This window comes from Olivibacter sp. EAT-5, assembly GCF_044784325.1.
In the GTDB taxonomy this organism is placed as follows: domain Bacteria; phylum Bacteroidota; class Bacteroidia; order Sphingobacteriales; family Sphingobacteriaceae; genus Olivibacter; species Olivibacter oleidegradans.
This window is the reverse complement of record NZ_CP173028.1, coordinates 3,705,755-3,724,271: the sequence shown is the minus strand read 5'-3', so window position 1 is coordinate 3,724,271 and position 18,517 is coordinate 3,705,755. Positions and strand designations below refer to the sequence as shown.

16 protein-coding genes and 1 pseudogene are annotated in these 18,517 nt (G+C 40.3%); 14 read left to right on the top strand and 3 right to left on the bottom strand.

Translation table 11 applies throughout. The annotated features are described in order from the left end of the window. Positions 1–28: 28 nt before the first annotated feature. Positions 29–1,903 (bottom strand): CocE/NonD family hydrolase, encoded by a 1,875-nt coding sequence (locus ACH11B_RS15345; protein ID WP_377609690.1) that lies wholly within the window; start codon positions 1,901–1,903, stop codon positions 29–31. A gap of 217 nt (positions 1,904–2,120) precedes the next feature. On the opposite strand from ACH11B_RS15345, the gene ACH11B_RS15340 reads away from it, so the two are divergent. The 9 genes and pseudogenes from ACH11B_RS15340 to ACH11B_RS15300 all read left to right on the top strand — a co-directional run bounded on the left by ACH11B_RS15340 (position 2,121) and on the right by ACH11B_RS15300 (position 12,531). After that, positions 2,121–2,525 (top strand): HYC_CC_PP family protein, encoded by a 405-nt coding sequence (locus tag ACH11B_RS15340; RefSeq protein WP_013666075.1) that lies wholly within the window; start codon positions 2,121–2,123, stop codon positions 2,523–2,525. A gap of 90 nt (positions 2,526–2,615) precedes the next feature. Further along, entirely contained in the window at positions 2,616–3,896 is a 1,281-nt protein-coding gene (locus tag ACH11B_RS15335; protein ID WP_377609692.1) for an efflux RND transporter permease subunit, read from the top strand. A 4-nt stretch (positions 3,897–3,900) separates the two neighbouring features. Next, on the top strand, positions 3,901–5,835 hold the full coding sequence (locus ACH11B_RS15330) for an efflux RND transporter permease subunit (RefSeq protein WP_130857619.1): 1,935 nt from the start codon (positions 3,901–3,903) through the stop codon (positions 5,833–5,835). A gap of 37 nt (positions 5,836–5,872) precedes the next feature. Further along, positions 5,873–7,105: a TolC family protein gene (locus ACH11B_RS15325; RefSeq protein ID WP_377609694.1), complete on the top strand. Its 1,233-nt coding sequence runs from the start codon at positions 5,873–5,875 to the stop codon at positions 7,103–7,105. Further along, positions 7,083–8,315, top strand: a complete 1,233-nt coding sequence (locus ACH11B_RS15320) for an efflux RND transporter periplasmic adaptor subunit (protein WP_377609696.1) — start codon at positions 7,083–7,085, stop codon at positions 8,313–8,315. Before ACH11B_RS15325 ends, ACH11B_RS15320 begins: the two co-directional genes overlap by 23 nt. A 71-nt stretch (positions 8,316–8,386) precedes the next feature. Further along, entirely contained in the window at positions 8,387–9,583 is a 1,197-nt protein-coding gene (locus ACH11B_RS15315; RefSeq protein ID WP_013666070.1) for an efflux RND transporter periplasmic adaptor subunit, read from the top strand. Positions 9,584–9,709: 126 nt separating this feature from the next. Beyond that, a complete protein-coding gene (locus ACH11B_RS15310) occupies positions 9,710–10,267 on the top strand; it encodes a DUF3347 domain-containing protein (protein ID WP_013666069.1) in 558 nt (185 codons plus the stop codon). A 159-nt stretch (positions 10,268–10,426) separates the two neighbouring features. Continuing rightward, positions 10,427–11,236, top strand: a pseudogene (locus ACH11B_RS15305) (penicillin-binding transpeptidase domain-containing protein). Between the two features lie 734 nt (positions 11,237–11,970). Continuing rightward, positions 11,971–12,531: a DUF922 domain-containing protein gene (locus ACH11B_RS15300; RefSeq protein ID WP_289552691.1), complete on the top strand. Its 561-nt coding sequence runs from the start codon at positions 11,971–11,973 to the stop codon at positions 12,529–12,531. Here the strand turns inward: ACH11B_RS15300 and ACH11B_RS15295 are convergent. Further along, the gene (locus ACH11B_RS15295) at positions 12,520–13,659 is read right to left on the bottom strand and encodes a metallophosphoesterase family protein (RefSeq protein ID WP_377609698.1); all 1,140 of its coding nucleotides are present in this window, start codon (positions 13,657–13,659) and stop codon (positions 12,520–12,522) included. The two genes, ACH11B_RS15300 and ACH11B_RS15295, sit on opposite strands and share 12 nt — an antisense overlap. A 163-nt stretch (positions 13,660–13,822) precedes the next feature. Here ACH11B_RS15295 and ACH11B_RS15290 point away from each other — a divergent pair, with 163 nt between their 5' ends. Further along, entirely contained in the window at positions 13,823–14,563 is a 741-nt protein-coding gene (locus ACH11B_RS15290) for an MBL fold metallo-hydrolase (RefSeq protein ID WP_013666064.1), read from the top strand. Between the two features lie 47 nt (positions 14,564–14,610). On the opposite strand, the gene ACH11B_RS15285 is transcribed toward ACH11B_RS15290, so the two are convergent. Continuing rightward, positions 14,611–15,111 carry a hypothetical protein gene (locus ACH11B_RS15285; protein ID WP_377609701.1) on the bottom strand — a complete coding sequence of 167 codons (501 nt, stop codon included), beginning with the start codon at positions 15,109–15,111 and terminating at the stop codon, positions 14,611–14,613. Positions 15,112–15,324: 213 nt separating this feature from the next. On the opposite strand from ACH11B_RS15285, the gene ACH11B_RS15280 reads away from it, so the two are divergent. The 4 genes from ACH11B_RS15280 to ACH11B_RS15265 all read left to right on the top strand — a co-directional run bounded on the left by ACH11B_RS15280 (position 15,325) and on the right by ACH11B_RS15265 (position 18,512). Beyond that, on the top strand, positions 15,325–15,636 hold the full coding sequence (locus ACH11B_RS15280; protein WP_041387384.1) for a metalloregulator ArsR/SmtB family transcription factor: 312 nt from the start codon (positions 15,325–15,327) through the stop codon (positions 15,634–15,636). Between the two features lie 142 nt (positions 15,637–15,778). Beyond that, a complete protein-coding gene (locus ACH11B_RS15275; protein ID WP_377609703.1) occupies positions 15,779–16,306 on the top strand; it encodes an SRPBCC family protein in 528 nt (175 codons plus the stop codon). 11 nt (positions 16,307–16,317) lie between these two features. Then, complete coding sequence (locus tag ACH11B_RS15270) at positions 16,318–16,782, top strand: SRPBCC family protein (protein ID WP_377609705.1); 465 nt, start codon at positions 16,318–16,320, stop codon at positions 16,780–16,782. Between the two features lie 125 nt (positions 16,783–16,907). Next, positions 16,908–18,512, top strand: coding sequence for a Na+/H+ antiporter (locus ACH11B_RS15265; RefSeq protein ID WP_013666059.1), 1,605 nt, complete (start codon positions 16,908–16,910; stop codon positions 18,510–18,512). The last annotated feature ends 5 nt before the right edge of the window (positions 18,513–18,517 follow it).

The window sequence follows — 18,517 nt, the reverse complement described above, 5'->3', positions numbered from 1 at the left end:
AAGCAAATGGTAGGAGACCCTCTTTTTCTTATAATACACCGACTGTAATACTGGAAGGATGCTTTTCGTCATGATAAATCCGATGAGTGGCTTTCTGAAAATCCTTGTTCTCTGCCTCTTTATAAATATCTATAAATTTCTGCGGATTACGATCGACCAAAGGAAACCACGAGTTTTGGATTTGGATCATGATACGATGCCCTTTTTTAAATGTATGTGCCACATCAGGCAGCGTATAGTTGACCGCCGTAACCGCTCCCGGTATAAAAGGTTCGGGCTTCTCAAAACTATTACGGAATTTTCCTCTCAGAACTTCGCCCCTAACTAGCATTTGATAACCACCTAGTAAGGTTCCTTTCGGATTAGGTTCCGGATTTGGCGTATCATCCGGATAAACATCGATTAATTTCACCACGTAATCTGCATCGGTTCCGGAGGTAGAGACTTTTAATTTCGCCATTAAAGGGCCTACCAACGTGATGTCTTCGGTCAAAATATCGCTTTGATAAACCATGACATCAGGCCTTTTGGAAGCAAAACGCTGGTCGTCGATCATGTATTCTCTACTCCTTGATTGGTTAACTCCGTCCTGATAAGGAACCGGAGCATTTGGATCACTTACATACTCGTCAAAACTATGCTGCTCTGTTGGTTTATGGAAACTTAATTTACCGTTAGATTGCAGATAAAGTTCTCTATTGGTACTTTCTTTCGGAGGCCAAGTATTAAAATGTTTCCATTTATTAGTTCCTGTCACAAAAACAGTTGCTTCTGCTGCATCAAACGAACCTACTCCCTTCAAATAATAAGTAAAAAAGGGTAATTCCAAATTCTTTTGGTACCAAGTACTAGTTTCCTGTCCAAAATGGATATCGCCGAAAAAGTCACCTTTGGACCGCACCCAACCTCCATGAAACCAAGGCCCCATGACGAGCCGGTTATTTGCCTTCGGACTGCGTTTTTCGATCGCTTTATAGGTATGAAGGGCACCATATGTATCCTCCGCATCAAAAAAACCGCCTACAACCATAACCGCTGGCTTGATATTGTCTAAGTGGTTAACAATCTCGCGTGCTTGCCAAAATGTATCCAGCGTTCCATGTTCCATAAGATCATTCCAGAATCGAATGCTATCTCCAAAATAACGCTCTTTAACATGTTTCAGAGCACCTATTTGCATAAAAAAACCGTAGTTATCATTCATATTAAATTTAACTCGCTGTGGAGCATTCGCCGGTGTAACCGGTTTTGGTCTTGGAACACCAAAACTACTGTAGAAATTAAAGGCGTCTGCCAGAAACAACGCGCCGTTATGATGAAAATCGTCTCCCCTAAACCAATCGGTTACCGGTGCTTGTGGAGAAACGGCCTTCAATGCCGGATGTGCACCAGGTAAGGCCGCAGTTGAATAAAAACCAGGATAAGAAATTCCATAGAGGCCGGCTTTCCCGTTGTTATGGTCAATATTCTTCAATAGCCAGTCGATCGTATCAAAGGTATCACTGCTTTCATCTATTTGATGCTTTTGTTTCTTTTCTTTGATATGCGGTCGGATATCCTCATAAACGCCTTCGCTCATCCATTTTCCCCTTACATCTTGATAAACAAATATAAAACCCTCTTTAATAAACAAGGGATCTGGCCCTAAGGTATTTTTGTAATTATCTTCCCCATAAGGCGCAACTGTATAGGGTGTACGATTAATCAAAAAAGGGTACTTTTTGGTTGTGTCTTTTGGAGTATAGATTGATGTGAACAGCTTCACGCCATCTCTCATAGGAATATAACGCTCAATTTTAGTATAATGCGCCCGAATATAAAGCGAGTCCTCATGCTGCTGCGCAAAAACGCTATTGAACAGAAAAAAAACAATAAAAAAGAAAGGGAGTCCTAATTTTATCATACGAAAAGCTTTTAAAAAGGTAAATATAGACAGCAATATACTTTAAACAAAGCAAAAAAGCACACAATTACTCTTTTACAAGAATTGGTTGCCTAAGCAATAGATCATTTTAAGTACGCTGTTTCCAGCCTTCGTATCCAAGCGTTTTAAAAAATTATATAAATCCATTCTTTCGTAATATAAAACATCCAATATTTTTTTTCTTAGCTTTGCAGAAGTGAAAAAGTTATTTGCTTTCATATTAACCTTTGTGTACCTCGGCATTGCCACAGGTTTCAGCACATACAGCCATTATTGCATGGATCGTTATGTGGAAACTTCTTTATGGAAAAAGGATATGAGCAAATGCGGTGTTTGCGGCATGAATAAAAGCAAACAAGCTTCCGAGAAAAACTGCTGCAAAGAAGAACACAAGCAGGTTAAACTCGAGAAAAAACACCAAGCTTCTCAAGTTGTTTATAAACAATTTAAACTTTTTCAAGCGATTGTACCAGCGCCTGCTTATGACGTTTCGATGCACAAACCTGTGATTAATGTAATCACAGGACATCCCGTTAGCCATGCCCCACCCAATAAGGCTTATACTAGGCTGTATAGGCTGAATTGCACATACCTAATTTAAACCTTCCATTCGATAAGCTGTTGGCATTAGTTCTGCAAACGGCTATTTTTCCCTTATAACTCATCATTTATAATTCATAACTATATTGCCATGGTCCATCGCATTATCGACTGGTCGTTACGCAACCGTTTTATTGTATTAATTCTAAGCTTGGGTCTATTTGTTTGGGGTGTTTTTGCCGTAAAGAAGAACCCCATCGATGCCATCCCTGATTTGTCTGAAAATCAAGTAATAGTGTTCACCGAATGGATGGGGCGCTCACCTCAATTGATCGAGGATCAAATTACCTATCCGTTAGTGACTAACCTTCAAGGCTTACCACAAATCAAATACGTTCGAGGAAGTTCGATGTTCGGCATGAGTTTTATCTATGTCATTTTTGAAGACGACGTGGATATATATTGGGCACGCGAGCGAGTACTGGAGCGGCTCAGCACAGTAGGCAATACCCTTCCTGACGGTGTTACGCCCGGTTTAGGCCCAGATGGTACGGGGGTGGGACATGTGCTTTGGTACACCTTAGAGGCCCCCAATATCGACTTAGGGGAACAACGTGCCATTCAGGATTGGTATGTAAAATTTGCCTTGCAGAATGTTCCCGGTGTAAGTGAAATTGCATCTTTCGGAGGCTTTCAAAAGCAGTATCAAGTAACAATCGACCCTAATAAGCTTCTGTATTATAAGCTTTCTGCTGCTCAAGTGATTAATGCGATCAGGGCAAACAATAACGAAAGCGGGGGACGAAAATTTGAAATGAGTGACGTCGGTTATATAATCAAGACCAACGGATACCTTCAGTCTGTAAAAGATATTGAACGTATACCTATAGGTAACCAGCAAGGCAACCCCATTTACTTATCAGACGTCGGTGTCGTACAAATGACCGGCGAAGCGCGTTTGGGCATATTTGATCAAGATGGAGAGGGTGAGCGCGTAGGTGGTATTGTAGTGATGCGCTATGGTGAAAACGCGGCTGTTGTGACCGAAGGTATAAAAGAAAAAATGAAAGAGGTAGCTAAGGGGTTACCCGAGGGTGTAAAATTTGATATTATATATGATCGTGGCGAATTAATTCAGGAATCGGTAGATTCAATCAAGCATACACTTATTGAAGAGATGGCGGTTGTTTCACTGGTTGTCATACTCTTTTTATTTCATTGGCGAAGTGCGTTGAGTATTATCATTCAAATCCCCATTACTATAGCTATCAGCTTTATCCTGTTGAATGCTTTCGATATCTCCTCTAACATCATGTCTTTGACAGGCATTGCCTTAGCCATCGGTGTCATAGTCGACAATGGGATCATTATGAGTGAAAATGCTTACAAACACCTCGCAGAGGAATACGCTATGAAAAACAAGAAAAGATAATAACATGAGCTGGATAAAAAATTTATTTAAACGTACGCCGCAATGGATATCGGAGCAGAAACGCATTGAAATTATCGCTAAAAGCAGCAAGCAAGTCAGTCGAGGTGTGTTCTTTGCAACTATCATCATCATTACCTCATTCCTGCCCGTCTTTATGCTTACGGGGCAAGAAGGCAAACTCTTCCATCCTTTAGCTTTCACCAAAACCTTCATCATGTTGGTAGATGCTTTATTGGTTATCACGTTAGCGCCAGTTTTGATTTCCTTCTTTATGAAGGGAAAGTTCAAACCCGACCAGGCAAACCCTGTCAACCGGTTTCTGGAGAAAATATACGAGCCGATCATAGAAAAAGTACTCACTTGGCGTAAGACCACCTTGGCCATTAATATGATAGCATTGCTAATTACCATTCCTCTTTTGAAGAAATTAGGTACCGAGTTTATGCCCCCGCTCGACGAGCAGAGTATTCTTTTCATGCCGGTTACACTTCCCGATGTCAGCAACAGCGAAGCAAAACGTCTCCTCCAAGTGCAAGATAAAATAATAAAAAGCATCCCCGAAGTTGACAAAGTACTCGGTAAGGCAGGGAGGGCTAATACAGCAACGGACAATGCACCTATAAGTATGATTGAAACGATTATCATGCTAAAGCCAAAGGACCAATGGCGCGAAGGGATGACAAAAGATCGACTAATTCAGGAACTGGACAAGAAATTGCAGATTCCCGGCGTAGTAAATGGTTGGACTCAACCTATCATCAACCGCATCAATATGCTGTCCACCGGGATCCGCACGGATGTCGGCATCAAAGTTTTCGGACAAAACCTAGACACCATTGCAGCGGTTTCCGAGCGAGTTAAAGCCGCACTGGAAGGCACTTCGGGCATTCAGGATCTATATGTGGAACCGGTGACGGGCGGCAAATACCTCACCATTGACATCAAACGTGATGCCTTAGCTCGTTACGGACTCACTGTTGACGATGTAAATCAAACGATAGAAAGTGTGATCGGCGGGGAAACTATTGGCCAAACCATCGAAGGGAGAAGGCGGTTCAGTATCAATATTCGATTGGCGCAAGATTATCGAAATAGTTTAGCCCAACTTAATAGAGTGCCTTTGCAAAGTAGTTCTTTCGGCAACGTACCGTTAGGTTCGGTGGCCAATCTTCGTTTCGAAAATGGCCCTCCGATGATTACTTCTGATAATGCTTTACTTCGTGGAGCTGTTATGTTTAATGTACGCGACCGCGACTTAGGAAGCACGGTTAAAGAAGCTGTTGAAAAACTAAATGCTTCCGGAGGTATTCTGCCAACGGGATACTTTTTGGAATGGAGCGGACAATACGAGAATTTGATACGCGGACAGCAAACATTATTATGGATTGCACCAATTGTACTCATTATTATCTTTTTCGCTCTGTATTTCGCTTTTCACTCTTTAAGAGAGGCTTTTCTAAGTCTAATAACTATACCTTTTGCCCTCATAGGTGGCGCCTATATGATTTATTTCTGGGGAGTTCATCTTTCTGTGGCCGTAGCTGTGGGGTTTATTGCTTTATTTGGTATTGCTGTAGAAACGGGAATTGTGATGGTCATTTATCTCAATGATGCTATGCAACAATTGGTAAAAGAAAAAGGCAATAGCCGTGATACTATCACAAACAAGGACTTAAGAACATATGTCATACAGGGTGCAGCAAAACGACTTCGTCCGAAAATCATGACAGTATGCGTTTCGCTTTTCGGACTTTTACCCGTGTTGTGGGCAACGGGGGTGGGCACGGACGTCATGCGACCGATTGTACTACCAATGATTGGCGGCGTACTTACCTCTTCGACACATATTTTATTGGTTACACCACTCATATTTTTAATGACCAAAGAATACGAGTTACGCAAATATGGAAAATTGGAAATTTATGATGCGAAGCATTAAAATATCGACATACCAAAAGCGAGTCATACTGTTAAGTATGATAATTTGCTTTCTCATTAATAAAACTCGTGGGCAAACGGCACAAGCTGAAATATTGTCTTTAGACACTATTTTAACACGTATCGAGCAACAGAACATCAAACTGAGAGCTTACGACTTAAGAAGTAAGGGCTTTTCCTATCGTGCCAAGGCATCAACTGGATGGATGGCACCTATGGTAGGCGCAGGAACCTTTATGACACCTTATCCCGGGCAGCAAATCATGGAAGATAGTGACAAAGGTTCGATTATGTTTAACATTGAACAGGAGATCCCTAATCCAAGCAAGCAAAAGGCAAATAGTAGATATATTGCCTCACAAGGCGCTTCAGAGACAGCCAAACGGGCAGTCAATCTCAACGATTTGAGAGCGCAAGCAAAAAGCCTCTACTATACGTGGCTAATTGCCGAAAAACGCATACAGTTGCTCAACGATAACGAGAAGATCATTCAAAGCATGAAACAACTGGAAGCGATACGCTATGAATATAACCAATCGCAATTGGGCAATGTATTTAAAACGGATGCGCAACTGGAAGAGAACCGGAATATGTTGCGCATGCAAGAAGCAGAAATTGCACGTTCTAGGGCTTGGCTTAATAGCTTGATGAACGTTCCAGGAGATATCAAATTCAAAATTGATACCAACTCGACTCCCACTTTTGAGCCTGTAGCACTCCTCGACACCTTACTACTAGCGACACGTCGACAGGACATACAAAAGATGAATGCCGATATGCAAACCATGCGGTATGGGATTGATGCGATGAAACAAGAAAGAAAACCTGATTTCAAAATCCGTTTTGATCACATGAGCCCTTTAGGAAAAATGATGCCCAACGCATATAGTGTAATGGGAATGATAAGCATACCGATTGCACCTTGGAGCAGTAAAATGTATAAGAACGAAACGAAGGCTATGCAATTTGAACTTAACGCGATGCAAGCAGAGCGAAAAAGCATGTTGTTGGAGAGCCAAGGGATGTTATATGGCATGCAGGCAGAGATCAAAACAATGAAGGAACGAATTGATCGAATTGCGAAAAAGATAATCCCGGCACTTGAACGATCCATGGAAGCTAACTTTCAGTCCTATCGCGAAAACAAACAAGATCTTCCGGTAGTACTGGCAGACTGGGAAGCACTGAACATGATGAAAAACACCCTGTTAGATGAGCAACTAAAGCTGTATTTAATGATTGCAAACTATGAAAAGGAACTCTTTAATTAACTTATACAGTTTGGGCCTGTTTCTGCTTACTTTAGGTTGTTCGTCAGCACAACGAGAAACAGGTCACGCAGCTTCGCATGGCCATTCACAAATAGACTCGGGTATCCGTGAGCTGACAAGGCCCACTAATCAAGCAATAGTGACCCATGCAGCAACCGTGGAAGCAGAAGCGGGCATGAAAGTTTTCCCGGTACACATAACAGGGCGGGTGAACTATGATAGCAAAAATAATACTGCTGTCAGCAGCCGGGTAGCTGGTCGGCTGGAACATATATATGTGAAATATAACTTTCAGCCAGTTAAAAAAGGGCAGCTACTCTTTGAAATATATTCTCCTGAACTGGTAGCCGCGCAACGGGAGCTTTTGTTATTGCAGAAATCGGAAGAGCAGAAACTACAATCTTCTGCTATTCAAAAGCTTCAATATCTAGGAATGACTTTTGGGCAGATACAGCAGCTCATTAAAAGCAAACAGGTAGCCTATCGCGTGCCGATTTACAGTCCTGCCAGCGGTTATATTGTCGAAAAAAATGGAACGGTGCCCATTACGAATGCGGGCAGTCTGACTTCTGTAACGAAGGAGGAAAGCGCCATGGCCAATATGGGATCCACTCCTACTCCCAGCGCTCCTACCAATACAGGTCAGCAGCAGGCATCGAATTCCTTACTGATGCGCGAAGGGCAATATGTCACCGCCGGACAAGCTATTTTTACCATTTATAAAAACAATGAACTGCTAGCTGAATTTGCTATTCCGCCTTTTTGGGCGCTCAAAGTTAATAAAGGCAAAAAAATATTATTCAAAAGTATAGACAACCCTGATCTATTATATCAAGCGACTATTGGTCTTATCCAGCCAACTTTCAATAATGGCGAAAATTTTACTGTGGCAAGAACTTACTTAAAAAACAGCAAATTCCCAGTAGGTCAACTTCTGACGGGAACCATTGCCGTTACGGAAAACCATGGTTATTGGCTGCCTAAAACGGCCGTAGTATCCTTGGGAAACAAAAGTATTATTTTTAAACAAGAAGCAAACACATTCCTTCCTGTCCCGGTAGAAGTGGGAGTTCGTACGGAGGAAAAGGTGCAGATACTCACGCATATCGCGTCTTGGCAAATTGCCAAACACGGTGCTTATTTAGTAGACAGCGAAGATTTTATTATAGCAAATAAAACACCTGGCAATGAGTTATCCAAGGGTGAATAAATACAGTAAGACGAAAGGAGTAGTATTCATGGATATCTATGCGGCCATTAACAAGGACTAATCATTCACATATGAATAGAAAAAAATTTATACAGGTCTTATTGTTGACATCAGCAATGCCTTCACTCTTATGGGTGGCATGCAACAAGCAAAAGGGGCAACAGACAACAGCAGTCGAAGCTACTTTTACATGCCCCATGCACCCGCAGATTGTACAGGACCATCCTGGCACCTGCCCCGTTTGCGGAATGGATTTAGTACCATTTGATAAAAACAATAAAGATAAATTTCTCACTTTAAGTGCTGATCAACAAGCACTAGCGAATATAACCTCCATGGCTGTTGGTATCGGTAGTTTAAATAATTACACGGCTATAAGTGGAAGGCTTACCGTTAATCCAGAACAAACAAACTATATCAGCAGCCGAAACGCAGGCAGGATTGAGGATTTATACATTAAAGAAACCGGTATTCCCGTTAAACGAGGTCAGGCAATTTTCCGATTATATAGTGAGCAACTGCTAGCTTTACAAGAAGAATTCCTAATGACCCATAAGCAAACAATCGAGTTTTCCAACGATCAACGATTCGCCGATATCTTTAAAGCTGCAAAACAAAAGCTGCTATTATATGGACAAACTGAATCACAATTAGCCTCCCTGCTTAAGGATGGGAAATCATCGCCTTATATAACGTTCTATGCGCCAAGCAGTGGCATTGTAGCGGAGCTCTTCGTTACCGAAGGCCAATACCTAGACGAAGGCAGCTCTATACTCCGCTTAGAGGGCTACGACACGATGTGGGTGGAAGCTGATATTTATCCAAGAGAAGCAGCATATATTAAGGAAGGAGAGGAATTGAAAGTGCTTGCAAACGGTGACCCAAATAATTTACTGACAACGAAAGTGCAGTTTATTACCCCAAATTATCAGAGCAACACCCAAATTATGCAACTACGAGGCTCAATATCAAACAAAGGTCATCTATTGCAAGTTGGTATGCCGGCCACCATCTTGTTACCAAAGGGGGAACAAAACAAAGTTCTAATGGTGCCCAGCAAGGCAATCATCCGCGAAGAGAATCAAAGCCATGTGTGGATAGCTAGTGGTGGCGGGAAATTCGAACCACGATTTGTCGAAACGGGCACTGAATCTTTTGACGACACTGAAATTATTGCCGGTCTTACCCCTGGAGAAAAGGTTGTAGTGAGTGGAGCTTACCTTTTGTATAGCGAGTACGTATTAAAGAAAGGAGCGCTTGTTAATTAGTCAGTAAAAACGAATTTTATTAACTTCACTTCAATGGTATTTATGCGCTCACTATGTTCGATTATCCATGTTTTTCTGCATTAAAAAATGGATCTATTTTAATAACTAATAAAATAACAAAACAATATGAAAACAACAGATTTTAAAATTGGTATAGCGGCGCTAGCTGCTTTATTTATACTGGCTTCCTGCAACGGGGAAAGTCAGTCATCAAAAACCGAGAATGATCATAGTCAGCATCAAACAGTAGCAGAAAGAGACAATCCCCAAGCTCCTAAAACAAAAAATGAGGCATTGGATGCGCTTTATCCTCATTATCTTGCTTTGCAGGAGGCACTCGTTGCCGGCGACATAAGTAAAGCAAAGGAAGCTGGCTTATTAGTAGAAGAAGCCGGTAAACATGTCGACGGCGCTAAGGATCTTCAAGAAGCTGCCTCACAAGTTTTATCAGCAGAAAATATTGACAGCCAGCGAGACGCTTTCTCTTCACTGAGTAATGCACTTATAGAACTTATTAAAACACATGGTGTAGCAACAGGCGAGTTTTATGTAGCACATTGTCCCATGGCCTTCAATGACAAAGGTGCCAACTGGTTAAGTCCGACAAAAAGTATTAAAAACCCATACTTTGGAGACAAAATGCTTAACTGCGGAAGCGTAGAAGAGACACTGAGAAAGCTCTAAGAAGTTTTTAAGAATTAGCATATTTCAGGGGCAATTGAAGAGTATGCTACTTTCTTTTGGTCAGAAATTTGGCTAGTTTTGTCATCATTAAAACAGTGTGTCAACTATCGGGTAGAACGTTTCTCGCTTTATCCGATAGTTGTTAACCAATTTTGCCTTATGATTAAAAAAAAGCTACTGTTATCCATATTGATTTTTTGTTTCTACATTTCATATGGCCAGTCATCCCTGCAAAAACCATTTCAAGATTGTCATATTAACGGCAGTATCACCATATACGACTATAATCAAAAAAAGTGGATAAGTAGCGACATTGAAGATAGTTATCAACCTTCATTACCGGCATCGACCTTTAAAATCTTGAATACACTTATTTTACTGGAATCCGGTGTTGTAAAAAGCGAAAAAGAAATCGTCGCATGGCCCGGTTCAACTGACACGGTTAAATATGGTTATAGGCCGGATATTTACCATAACATGGATATGGAAGAAGCTTTCAAAGTATCCGCAGGCTGGGTATATCGGGAATTAGCGAAAAAAGTAGGAAAAGCGAAATACAAAGATTACCTCATCAAATGCCATTATGGAAATGCTGACGTGTCGATCAATGATCCTGACTTTTGAAATTACGGAGCTTTTGCTATCTCTCCGGCGAATCAGGTTGAGATGTTAATCAATCTTTACGAGGAGAAACTACCATTCTCAAGACGATCTTACCGGATTCTGAAAAAAATGATGGTCGAAGAAGAGACAGCAAATTATCTATTAAGAGCAAAGACAGGTTGGACAATAGACGGTGCTAAGGATACCGGTTGGTGGATTGGTTATGTAGAGCAAAAACGACAAAAAAATGTCTATTTTTTCGCTACTCGTCTCATCAAAGACCGAAAAACCATAAATAAGCAGTTTGCTAAATGCCGGAAAGAGATAACCAAGAGAATTTTGACAGAACTGAAAATGCTTCAATAAAAAATCCACCTACTGACGAATCAGCAGGTGGTTCTCTACACTTAAAAGTATCCAACCGTAACTGTAGAAGATCTTATGTCATGGTATCGCAGCGCAATACAGAACGTCCAATTACTTTTCTACGAACCCATCCGGATCTTTGGGATGGAGTGTACAAAAGTATATAATAGTTTCTACTTTTTTATGTTATAATTATATAAATGATAATTTAATGATGATTCTATACGGTTTCTGTGTGAAAAATTGTGAAAAAAAACAATAAAGCCCTATATGTATTAAGTTTTGGATCTATATATTTTTTGTTTTAAAGAGAAGCGCCCGTTATATATAACGGGCGTACACTTCTCTAAAATAGGTATTTAAATACCTACTTTGGGCTACGGTTGGATTAAAATCTCTCCGACAATGGTATTAACAATACTAAAAAATCAGTATTACAGTTATTTACAGCAAAAAGTTTTTTCATCACAAAGATAGAGATACACCTCCTATCATTTGACAGCTAAAGTACAATTGTATATCGCCTACTTCCAAAACGAGAAAAAGTGAGAAAAATATTCACACATTATAAATTATTCTTTCAATCTTACTGCCCTTTTTATTATTTCATAGTTATGCTATCCGTCATCAATGCCGCAGCTGAAATATGTACCTGCTTTTATAATTCGGCCGAATCATTGTCGTTTAACGCGCTTTAACTACATTTGCTTAATACGCAAATTGATCTCTTTTTTATGTTGAAGAATCTCGTATATATCTGCTCACTTTCACTCTTATTATTTGCAACCGTTTTATCCAGTTGCAATAAAGCAAACGCCCAAGGATATCGTCAATTGACGATTTCTGATTTTAAAGGCAAAGCGGATCCAAAAAGTCCCTTTATATCGCATGTGAAATTACGTATCGGCTATCAATCAACCACACTTAAACGCGTAGATTCTTATCAAGTCACGTTTCACGTTTTCTTAGATATAAACCCAAGAGAGTCTTGGATAAAATTCGACAAAATCAAAACACCTGAAGTACTCGCCGAAGTATTAAACCATGAACAGGGCCATTTTAAAATAGGTTTACTCATGCAGCATGAATTAATTAGCCGGCTCAATGCACGAAAATACACCTCACATTATAAGCAGGAGGCTGCTACTCTTTTTAATAAAGTCTCCAATAAATACCAGGCAATGCAGCTCCGGTATGACGCGGAGACTGAGCATATGATGAATAGAGCGCAACAGGCCATTTGGGATAAAAAACTGAACCGATCTATAGAAGGCCTGAATTTGCTAATGGATTGACACTTGATATTCGGGATAGCTAACAGGCACATAGAAACGTTCAAATAATGTGGCTTCATCCCCATGTGCGTCCTGCCGGAAGGTAAAATATTCGCATGAAATCAGTATACCTACTTCTTGCTTGCTAAGTGTAATCTTTAAAAAACCGTGATGGGTATCACAATAATTTTCAAGTTGCACCTGTCTCATAATAGGTAAATTATCTACTACTAAAGGATTACCCGGTTCAGCTATGCGGTGCAGATCAGCGTATCCCCCTGCCCCAGATACTACATAAGGAATCACAGAACCATCGGCGTATCGTTTACTAAATCGCTGATAATTATGCACATGACCACTAAGCACCAGATCCGGTTTGACTCCCGCTGCATGAAATGCGCGTTCTAAAAAAGTTATCATATTTAAACTGGAGCCATGATTCGTATCAGCCGAGTAGGGAGCTTGATGAATACAAACAATGATGGCTTTTTTAGGACGCTCTGTGTGTGTCGACAATAATTCTTGGATAAACCATGCTTCTTGCTGCTCTGTGATAAAGCCGTATTTGGTAGCATTCCCATATAAACAAATGATATTAGCCAGCGGCGTAACCAAAGTCCAGTAGACATTAGGTTGTATCATACTGAAACGATTACTTCCACCGGAGAAAGCAATTTTGTCACTTGTCTTCGCGCAGAAAACCTGTGTAAAAGCTTCTAAACTATCGTATCCCTCCGAAGATTCCGGATTAATATCCGCGTCATGATTACCCGCCAAGGCAAATATGGGTGCCGGGTACTGTTCGTATGGTCTAAAAAACTGCGCCGGATACTCGCTTGCCTCACCGTAATTGTATACGACGTCGCCCATGTGCAACATAAAAACGGGTGTACACGAGTTATTTTTTGCAAGAAGCTGCTTAGTCATTTCTCGGGCCACTTTATGCTGAAATGTCCTTTCTTTCATACTTCCGGTATCTCCAACCACATGAAAGCTCATGGTGGCTGTCTGTTCATCGATTTCCGGGAGAATTTGTTTTAACTTCAATCTATATGGCCATTTCCCACTTGGAGCAGGTAAAGGTCTAATTTTAAAAGCATCATCTATCAAACTTCCCAGTAGTACTGGCTGCCTCCTAACATTTGTCATAACACATCAACTTATAAATTCCATTCCGACTAATGCAAATGTACACAGCAAGTATTATACCTTTATTAAGATATCGCGTTGTTAATATTAAGAAAAGCATGCATGTTTAGTTGCGTATACCATGTATTTTTTCTAGTTTAGAATAAATTAAAGCTAATCCAAAATGATTAAATATATCTTTTTTATATGCATCTGCTTCTCAGCACTCAGATCGGTCAAAGCCCAAGATAAAATTGACGATATTACCATTTACCCTATCGAACACGCAACTTTTGCAATAACTTGGAAGGAAAAAACGCTTCTATTTGATCCAAGCACAGAAAAAGAAAAGTTAAATAAAGTAAAGAGCCCTGATCTTATTTTTATAACAGATATACATGGTGATCATTTCAATATTTCCAGTCTAAAAAATCTTGATCTTTCGAGATCAATACTCATTGTTCCCCCTGTTGTTGCCGAGCAATTGCCAGACGACTTAAGAAAACAATCGCATCTGATCAAGAACGGTGAAACCGTCGACCTAAATGATATAAAAATCGAGGCCGTACCTATGTATAATCTCCCTGAATCCGCTGACGCATTTCATACAAAAGGAAGGGGAAATGGTTATATTATTACGCTGGGCAACAAACGTATTTATATAAGCGGAGATACTGAAGATATTCCGGAAATGCGTGAGTTAAAGGATATCGACATTGCTTTCCTCTGCATGAACTTACCTTACACCATGACCGTTAAGCAAGCTGCCGAAGCCACCCTTGCATTTAAACCGAAAATGGTCTATCCTTATCACTATAGAGGTCAAAATGGAAAAAGCGACATATTCAGTTATAAGCAGCTCGTAAACGAAAAAGATTCATCTATTAAAGTGATTATACGTGACTGGTATCTTCGTAATCCGTAATTTCATTGCGCTAACCTATCGGTAATGAATAGCTTAGCGCCTTTTTGTCAAAGGCCCTTAAATATTTGCATCAATTGATGGTTATGTCGCTGGGTATGGAACTGTATAAACATCAACCATTCGTAACGTGTAAGAAAGCCATAAGTTGGAAATTCAAAATCTAAACATACGACCCTCAGGTCTTCATTCTGAATAATATCAACGTATCGCTGCTTGTTAAGTTCAAGATCGGTTATCAATTCATCTCTATTAAAAGGTCCATTTTCCGGGTAAATAAAATCCGGCGACTCCATTTTTATCTCAAAGTTTAGGAAAATATCTTGTAAGGATTCCACATATAAGTCCACTTCGCGTACTGACTTCTCTACATGGCTATCAGGTAAACCGCCAGTAGCCTTAATGACATGATCGGCCACTTGTCCCGCTGTCCATTCACCCATATTCTGTTGGTGATTGATTTCCTGACGATCGAACTTTGAGATCGATTCTATAAACGTGTCGAACGTTTTCTTTAATGAATTCGACAACTTCTTTTTGTCAACTAACATAATCCAATGTGTTTATTACAAAGGTAGAAGGTAACCGGCTAGCTAACCGGGTAGAAAAGCGACATTCTAAGGGTAAAAAACGAATATATAGATCGTCTGTTATTACATTGCATCCGGCAAAACAAAAATAATCAGTAAAAAAGTAAAAAACATTTGGTAACCATTTGGTTTCTTTTTAAATTTGAAACCAAATGGTTACATATAAATGAACACATGGAAACTAGACGAGATGTATTTCAGGCAATAGCCGATCCTACGAGACGTGCAATTATTCAATTGATAGCTAAACAGCCACTTAATTTGAATACGGTGGCTGACCGTTTTGACATTAGCCGGCCGGCCGTCTCAAAGCATATCCGCATTCTTAGGGAATGTGGCTTGATAACAATTCATCAGAAAGGCAGGGAGCGCTTTTGTAACGCAAATTTGCGTTCATTAAAAGAGGTATCGGAGTGGGTAGAGAAGTATCGTACGTTCTGGAATGATCGCTTGGATACATTAGAGGATCTTTTAAACAACGAGTAGATTATCTGGAAAAAATGAACACGAGCAACGCTCATTAGTCTATGATTTGGATCTAGCTGTCTTCTTATCTAGAACCTATGATATCAAGTTAGGCAGGATGCTCAATTTGTAAAAAAAGAATTAAAACAAAAATGATACGAATATGGAAAATTATGGAAAAATCATTGCGCCAGGCACTATTCGCTTTGAGCGTTTACTGCCAGGCCCCATTGAACGTGTATGGGCTTACATTACTGAATCTGATAAAAGAGAAAAGTGGCTGGACAGCGGCGAAATGGACTTAAAAGTTGGCGGTAAGGTCAATTTAAATTTTGTTCACGCCAATCTATCATCCTATCAAGAGACACCTCCCGACAAATATAAGTGTTATGAACACGGCAATAGCTTCAGTGGCACGGTAATTCAGTGTACACCACCCTATCTATTGACTTTTACATGGGGAGATGGTTCGGAAGTGACGTTCGAACTTCACAAACAAGAAGAAAAGATATTATTAGTATTAACCCATCGTCACTTAGAAGCTGTTGAGGCACGCATCAGCGTAGCTAGCGGTTGGCATACCCATCTTGGCATTCTTGTTGCTCGATTGGAAAGACGCGAACCAGCAGGTTTTTGGGGTGTACATAACCAAATGGAAAAGGAGTATACTGAAATATTAACCGAATTATAGATAAAAACGTTATGGAAAATCAAAGAGCGCAAGTTGAAGTCCAGATGCTTATAAGAAGACCTGTTTCAGCAGTTTACCAAGCTTTCATTGATCCGGCTATCACTAAGAACTTTTGGTTTACGAAAGCGAGCGGACCGTTAGAAGTGGGAAAGACTGTTACTTGGGAATGGGAAATGTACAACGTTTCAAGCGATGTTACGGTAAAAGAATTAATTAAAAACGAGAAAATATCCATTGTATGGAACGAGCCCGCAACAACCGTAGATTTTCTTTTTACGGCGATCGATGAAAACAGGACTTACGTTGTTATTAAAAACAACGGATTCCCGCAGACAGGGAACGAATTGGTACAGGCGGTGAATGACAATACAGGCGGTTTCACCACCGTTTTAGATGGACTAAAAGCTTACTTAGAGCACAATATCAATTTAAATTTAACTGCCGATAAATTTCCGAAAGAAATAAGCTCGCATTAAGAAGATACGTATATTGGCGTAAGTGAATTTCTTGCGCCAATATAAATCCGATTGCGGCATCATGCCGATCAACGGTTCTTACATCATCCCCTACCTTCCTTGAAATTTCTTTTTATTTTTACTACATGATTCATGAGAAACTGCTTTTAGTATTGGCTTTATTTTTCGCCATGGCCATGTTGTACTTGTTAAGTCAACGCCTAAAAATTTCCTATCCTATCTTATTAGTTATCGGTGGCTTGGGAATTTGTTTTATTCCCGGCGTACGGGCGATAAGCATCAACCCGGATTTGGTATTTCTGATTTTCTTACCACCTTTGCTTTTCGAAGCAGCATGGTATACCTCTTGGAATGAGTTTTGGAAGTGGAGACGTTCCATTGGTTTACTTGGCTTTGGTTTAGTACTATTCACCTCTCTGGCCGTCGCCTACATTTCTGTTATGACTATCCCTGGCTTCACACTTGCTATGGGTTTTTTATTAGGGGGCATCATTTCACCTCCTGATGCTGTAGCTGCTACCTCCGTATTAAAAGGAGTTACCATGCCTAAAAGAGGTCTTGCTATTCTTGAAGGAGAAAGCCTTGTAAATGATGCAGCATCATTAACGGTATTTCGCTTTGCCTTAGCGGCTGTTCTAACCGGACATTTTATATTGCAGGAAGCCCTTCTGGAATTTGCTACGTTATCGATAATGGGTGTTGTTGTTGGTTTAGCCATTGCTCATATCTTGTACTTCGTGCTTCGCTACTTAGCAAAATCGTCCAATATAACTACACCAATCACATTAATAGCTCCTTACCTCATGTACCTTGTGGCCGAATCCTTTGAGTGGTCGGGCGTCCTAGCCGTGGTAAGTGGCGGTCTGTTCTTGTCTTTTCGATCTAAAGACTTCCTAAACTATCATACGCGGATACAAGCCACCGAAGTATGGGCTACTGTCGGATTTCTCTTAAATGGGTTTGTTTTTATTCTAATTGGCTTAGAACTTCCCGTGATCGTAAATGGATTAGAAGGTTATTCTAAGAAAGAGGCGATTCAATATGCGCTAATTATTAGTGCCGTCGTAATTTTACTCCGTCTTACACTCGTTTATTTAGCTGCTTTTATACCCCGCCTTGTCAGCAAAAGAATACGCGATAAAGAAACAAGCCCCGGCTTTAAATTGCCCTTTGCCATCGGATGGGCAGGCATGCGTGGCGTAGTATCGTTGGCTTCTGCATTAGCTATACCACTTACACTTGAAAATGGTGAAGCTTTTCCTCATCGCAACCTCATTTTATTCATTACTTTTGTAGTCATCCTTATCACCTTGGTTTTCCAAGGACTTACTTTGCCCTTTTTTCTAAAACTTTTAAAGATTGAAGAGATAGATGAATATGTTCCAACGGAAGATCAGTTGGAAGCCATTCGTCTTCAATTGGCCAAATCAAGTATCAAATATCTTGACAGGAAGTATGATCGTGAGATGGAAGAACATCCCACCATCGCACGAATCAAGGAACAGCTACAGCGTAGTATCGACGCCACCGAAAGCTCGTTGCAAGAACAGGAGAAGAAAGAAAAACTGATTTCTGTTCGGATGTTATACAGACGGATCATGTTGGAACTAATCACCCATCGAAGAGAAGGACTTAATAAATTACGTAAAGAGAAAAAGTATGATGATCATGTCATTAGGCAATTGGAACACAATCTAGATTTAGAGGAGTCAAGGCTTATAAAACAATAAGCCTG

Excerpts from the sequence above, each read along its gene's own strand:
- ACH11B_RS15345 (WP_377609690.1), bottom strand. The coding sequence starts at position 1,903 with ATGATAAAATTAGGACTCCCTTTCTTTTTTATTGTTTTTTTTCTGTTC.
- ACH11B_RS15335 (WP_377609692.1), top strand. The coding sequence starts at position 2,616 with ATGGTCCATCGCATTATCGACTGGTCGTTACGCAACCGTTTTATTGTA.
- ACH11B_RS15330 (WP_130857619.1), top strand. The coding sequence starts at position 3,901 with ATGAGCTGGATAAAAAATTTATTTAAACGTACGCCGCAATGGATATCG.
- ACH11B_RS15325 (WP_377609694.1), top strand. The coding sequence starts at position 5,873 with ATGATAATTTGCTTTCTCATTAATAAAACTCGTGGGCAAACGGCACAA.
- ACH11B_RS15320 (WP_377609696.1), top strand. The coding sequence starts at position 7,083 with ATGAAAAGGAACTCTTTAATTAACTTATACAGTTTGGGCCTGTTTCTG.
- ACH11B_RS15315 (WP_013666070.1), top strand. The coding sequence starts at position 8,387 with ATGAATAGAAAAAAATTTATACAGGTCTTATTGTTGACATCAGCAATG.
- ACH11B_RS15310 (WP_013666069.1), top strand. The coding sequence starts at position 9,710 with ATGAAAACAACAGATTTTAAAATTGGTATAGCGGCGCTAGCTGCTTTA.
- ACH11B_RS15300 (WP_289552691.1), top strand. The coding sequence starts at position 11,971 with ATGTTGAAGAATCTCGTATATATCTGCTCACTTTCACTCTTATTATTT.
- ACH11B_RS15295 (WP_377609698.1), bottom strand. The coding sequence starts at position 13,659 with ATGACAAATGTTAGGAGGCAGCCAGTACTACTGGGAAGTTTGATAGAT.
- ACH11B_RS15290 (WP_013666064.1), top strand. The coding sequence starts at position 13,823 with ATGATTAAATATATCTTTTTTATATGCATCTGCTTCTCAGCACTCAGA.
- ACH11B_RS15285 (WP_377609701.1), bottom strand. The coding sequence starts at position 15,111 with ATGTTAGTTGACAAAAAGAAGTTGTCGAATTCATTAAAGAAAACGTTC.
- ACH11B_RS15280 (WP_041387384.1), top strand. The coding sequence starts at position 15,325 with ATGGAAACTAGACGAGATGTATTTCAGGCAATAGCCGATCCTACGAGA.
- ACH11B_RS15275 (WP_377609703.1), top strand. The coding sequence starts at position 15,779 with ATGGAAAATTATGGAAAAATCATTGCGCCAGGCACTATTCGCTTTGAG.
- ACH11B_RS15270 (WP_377609705.1), top strand. The coding sequence starts at position 16,318 with ATGGAAAATCAAAGAGCGCAAGTTGAAGTCCAGATGCTTATAAGAAGA.
- ACH11B_RS15265 (WP_013666059.1), top strand. The coding sequence starts at position 16,908 with ATGATTCATGAGAAACTGCTTTTAGTATTGGCTTTATTTTTCGCCATG.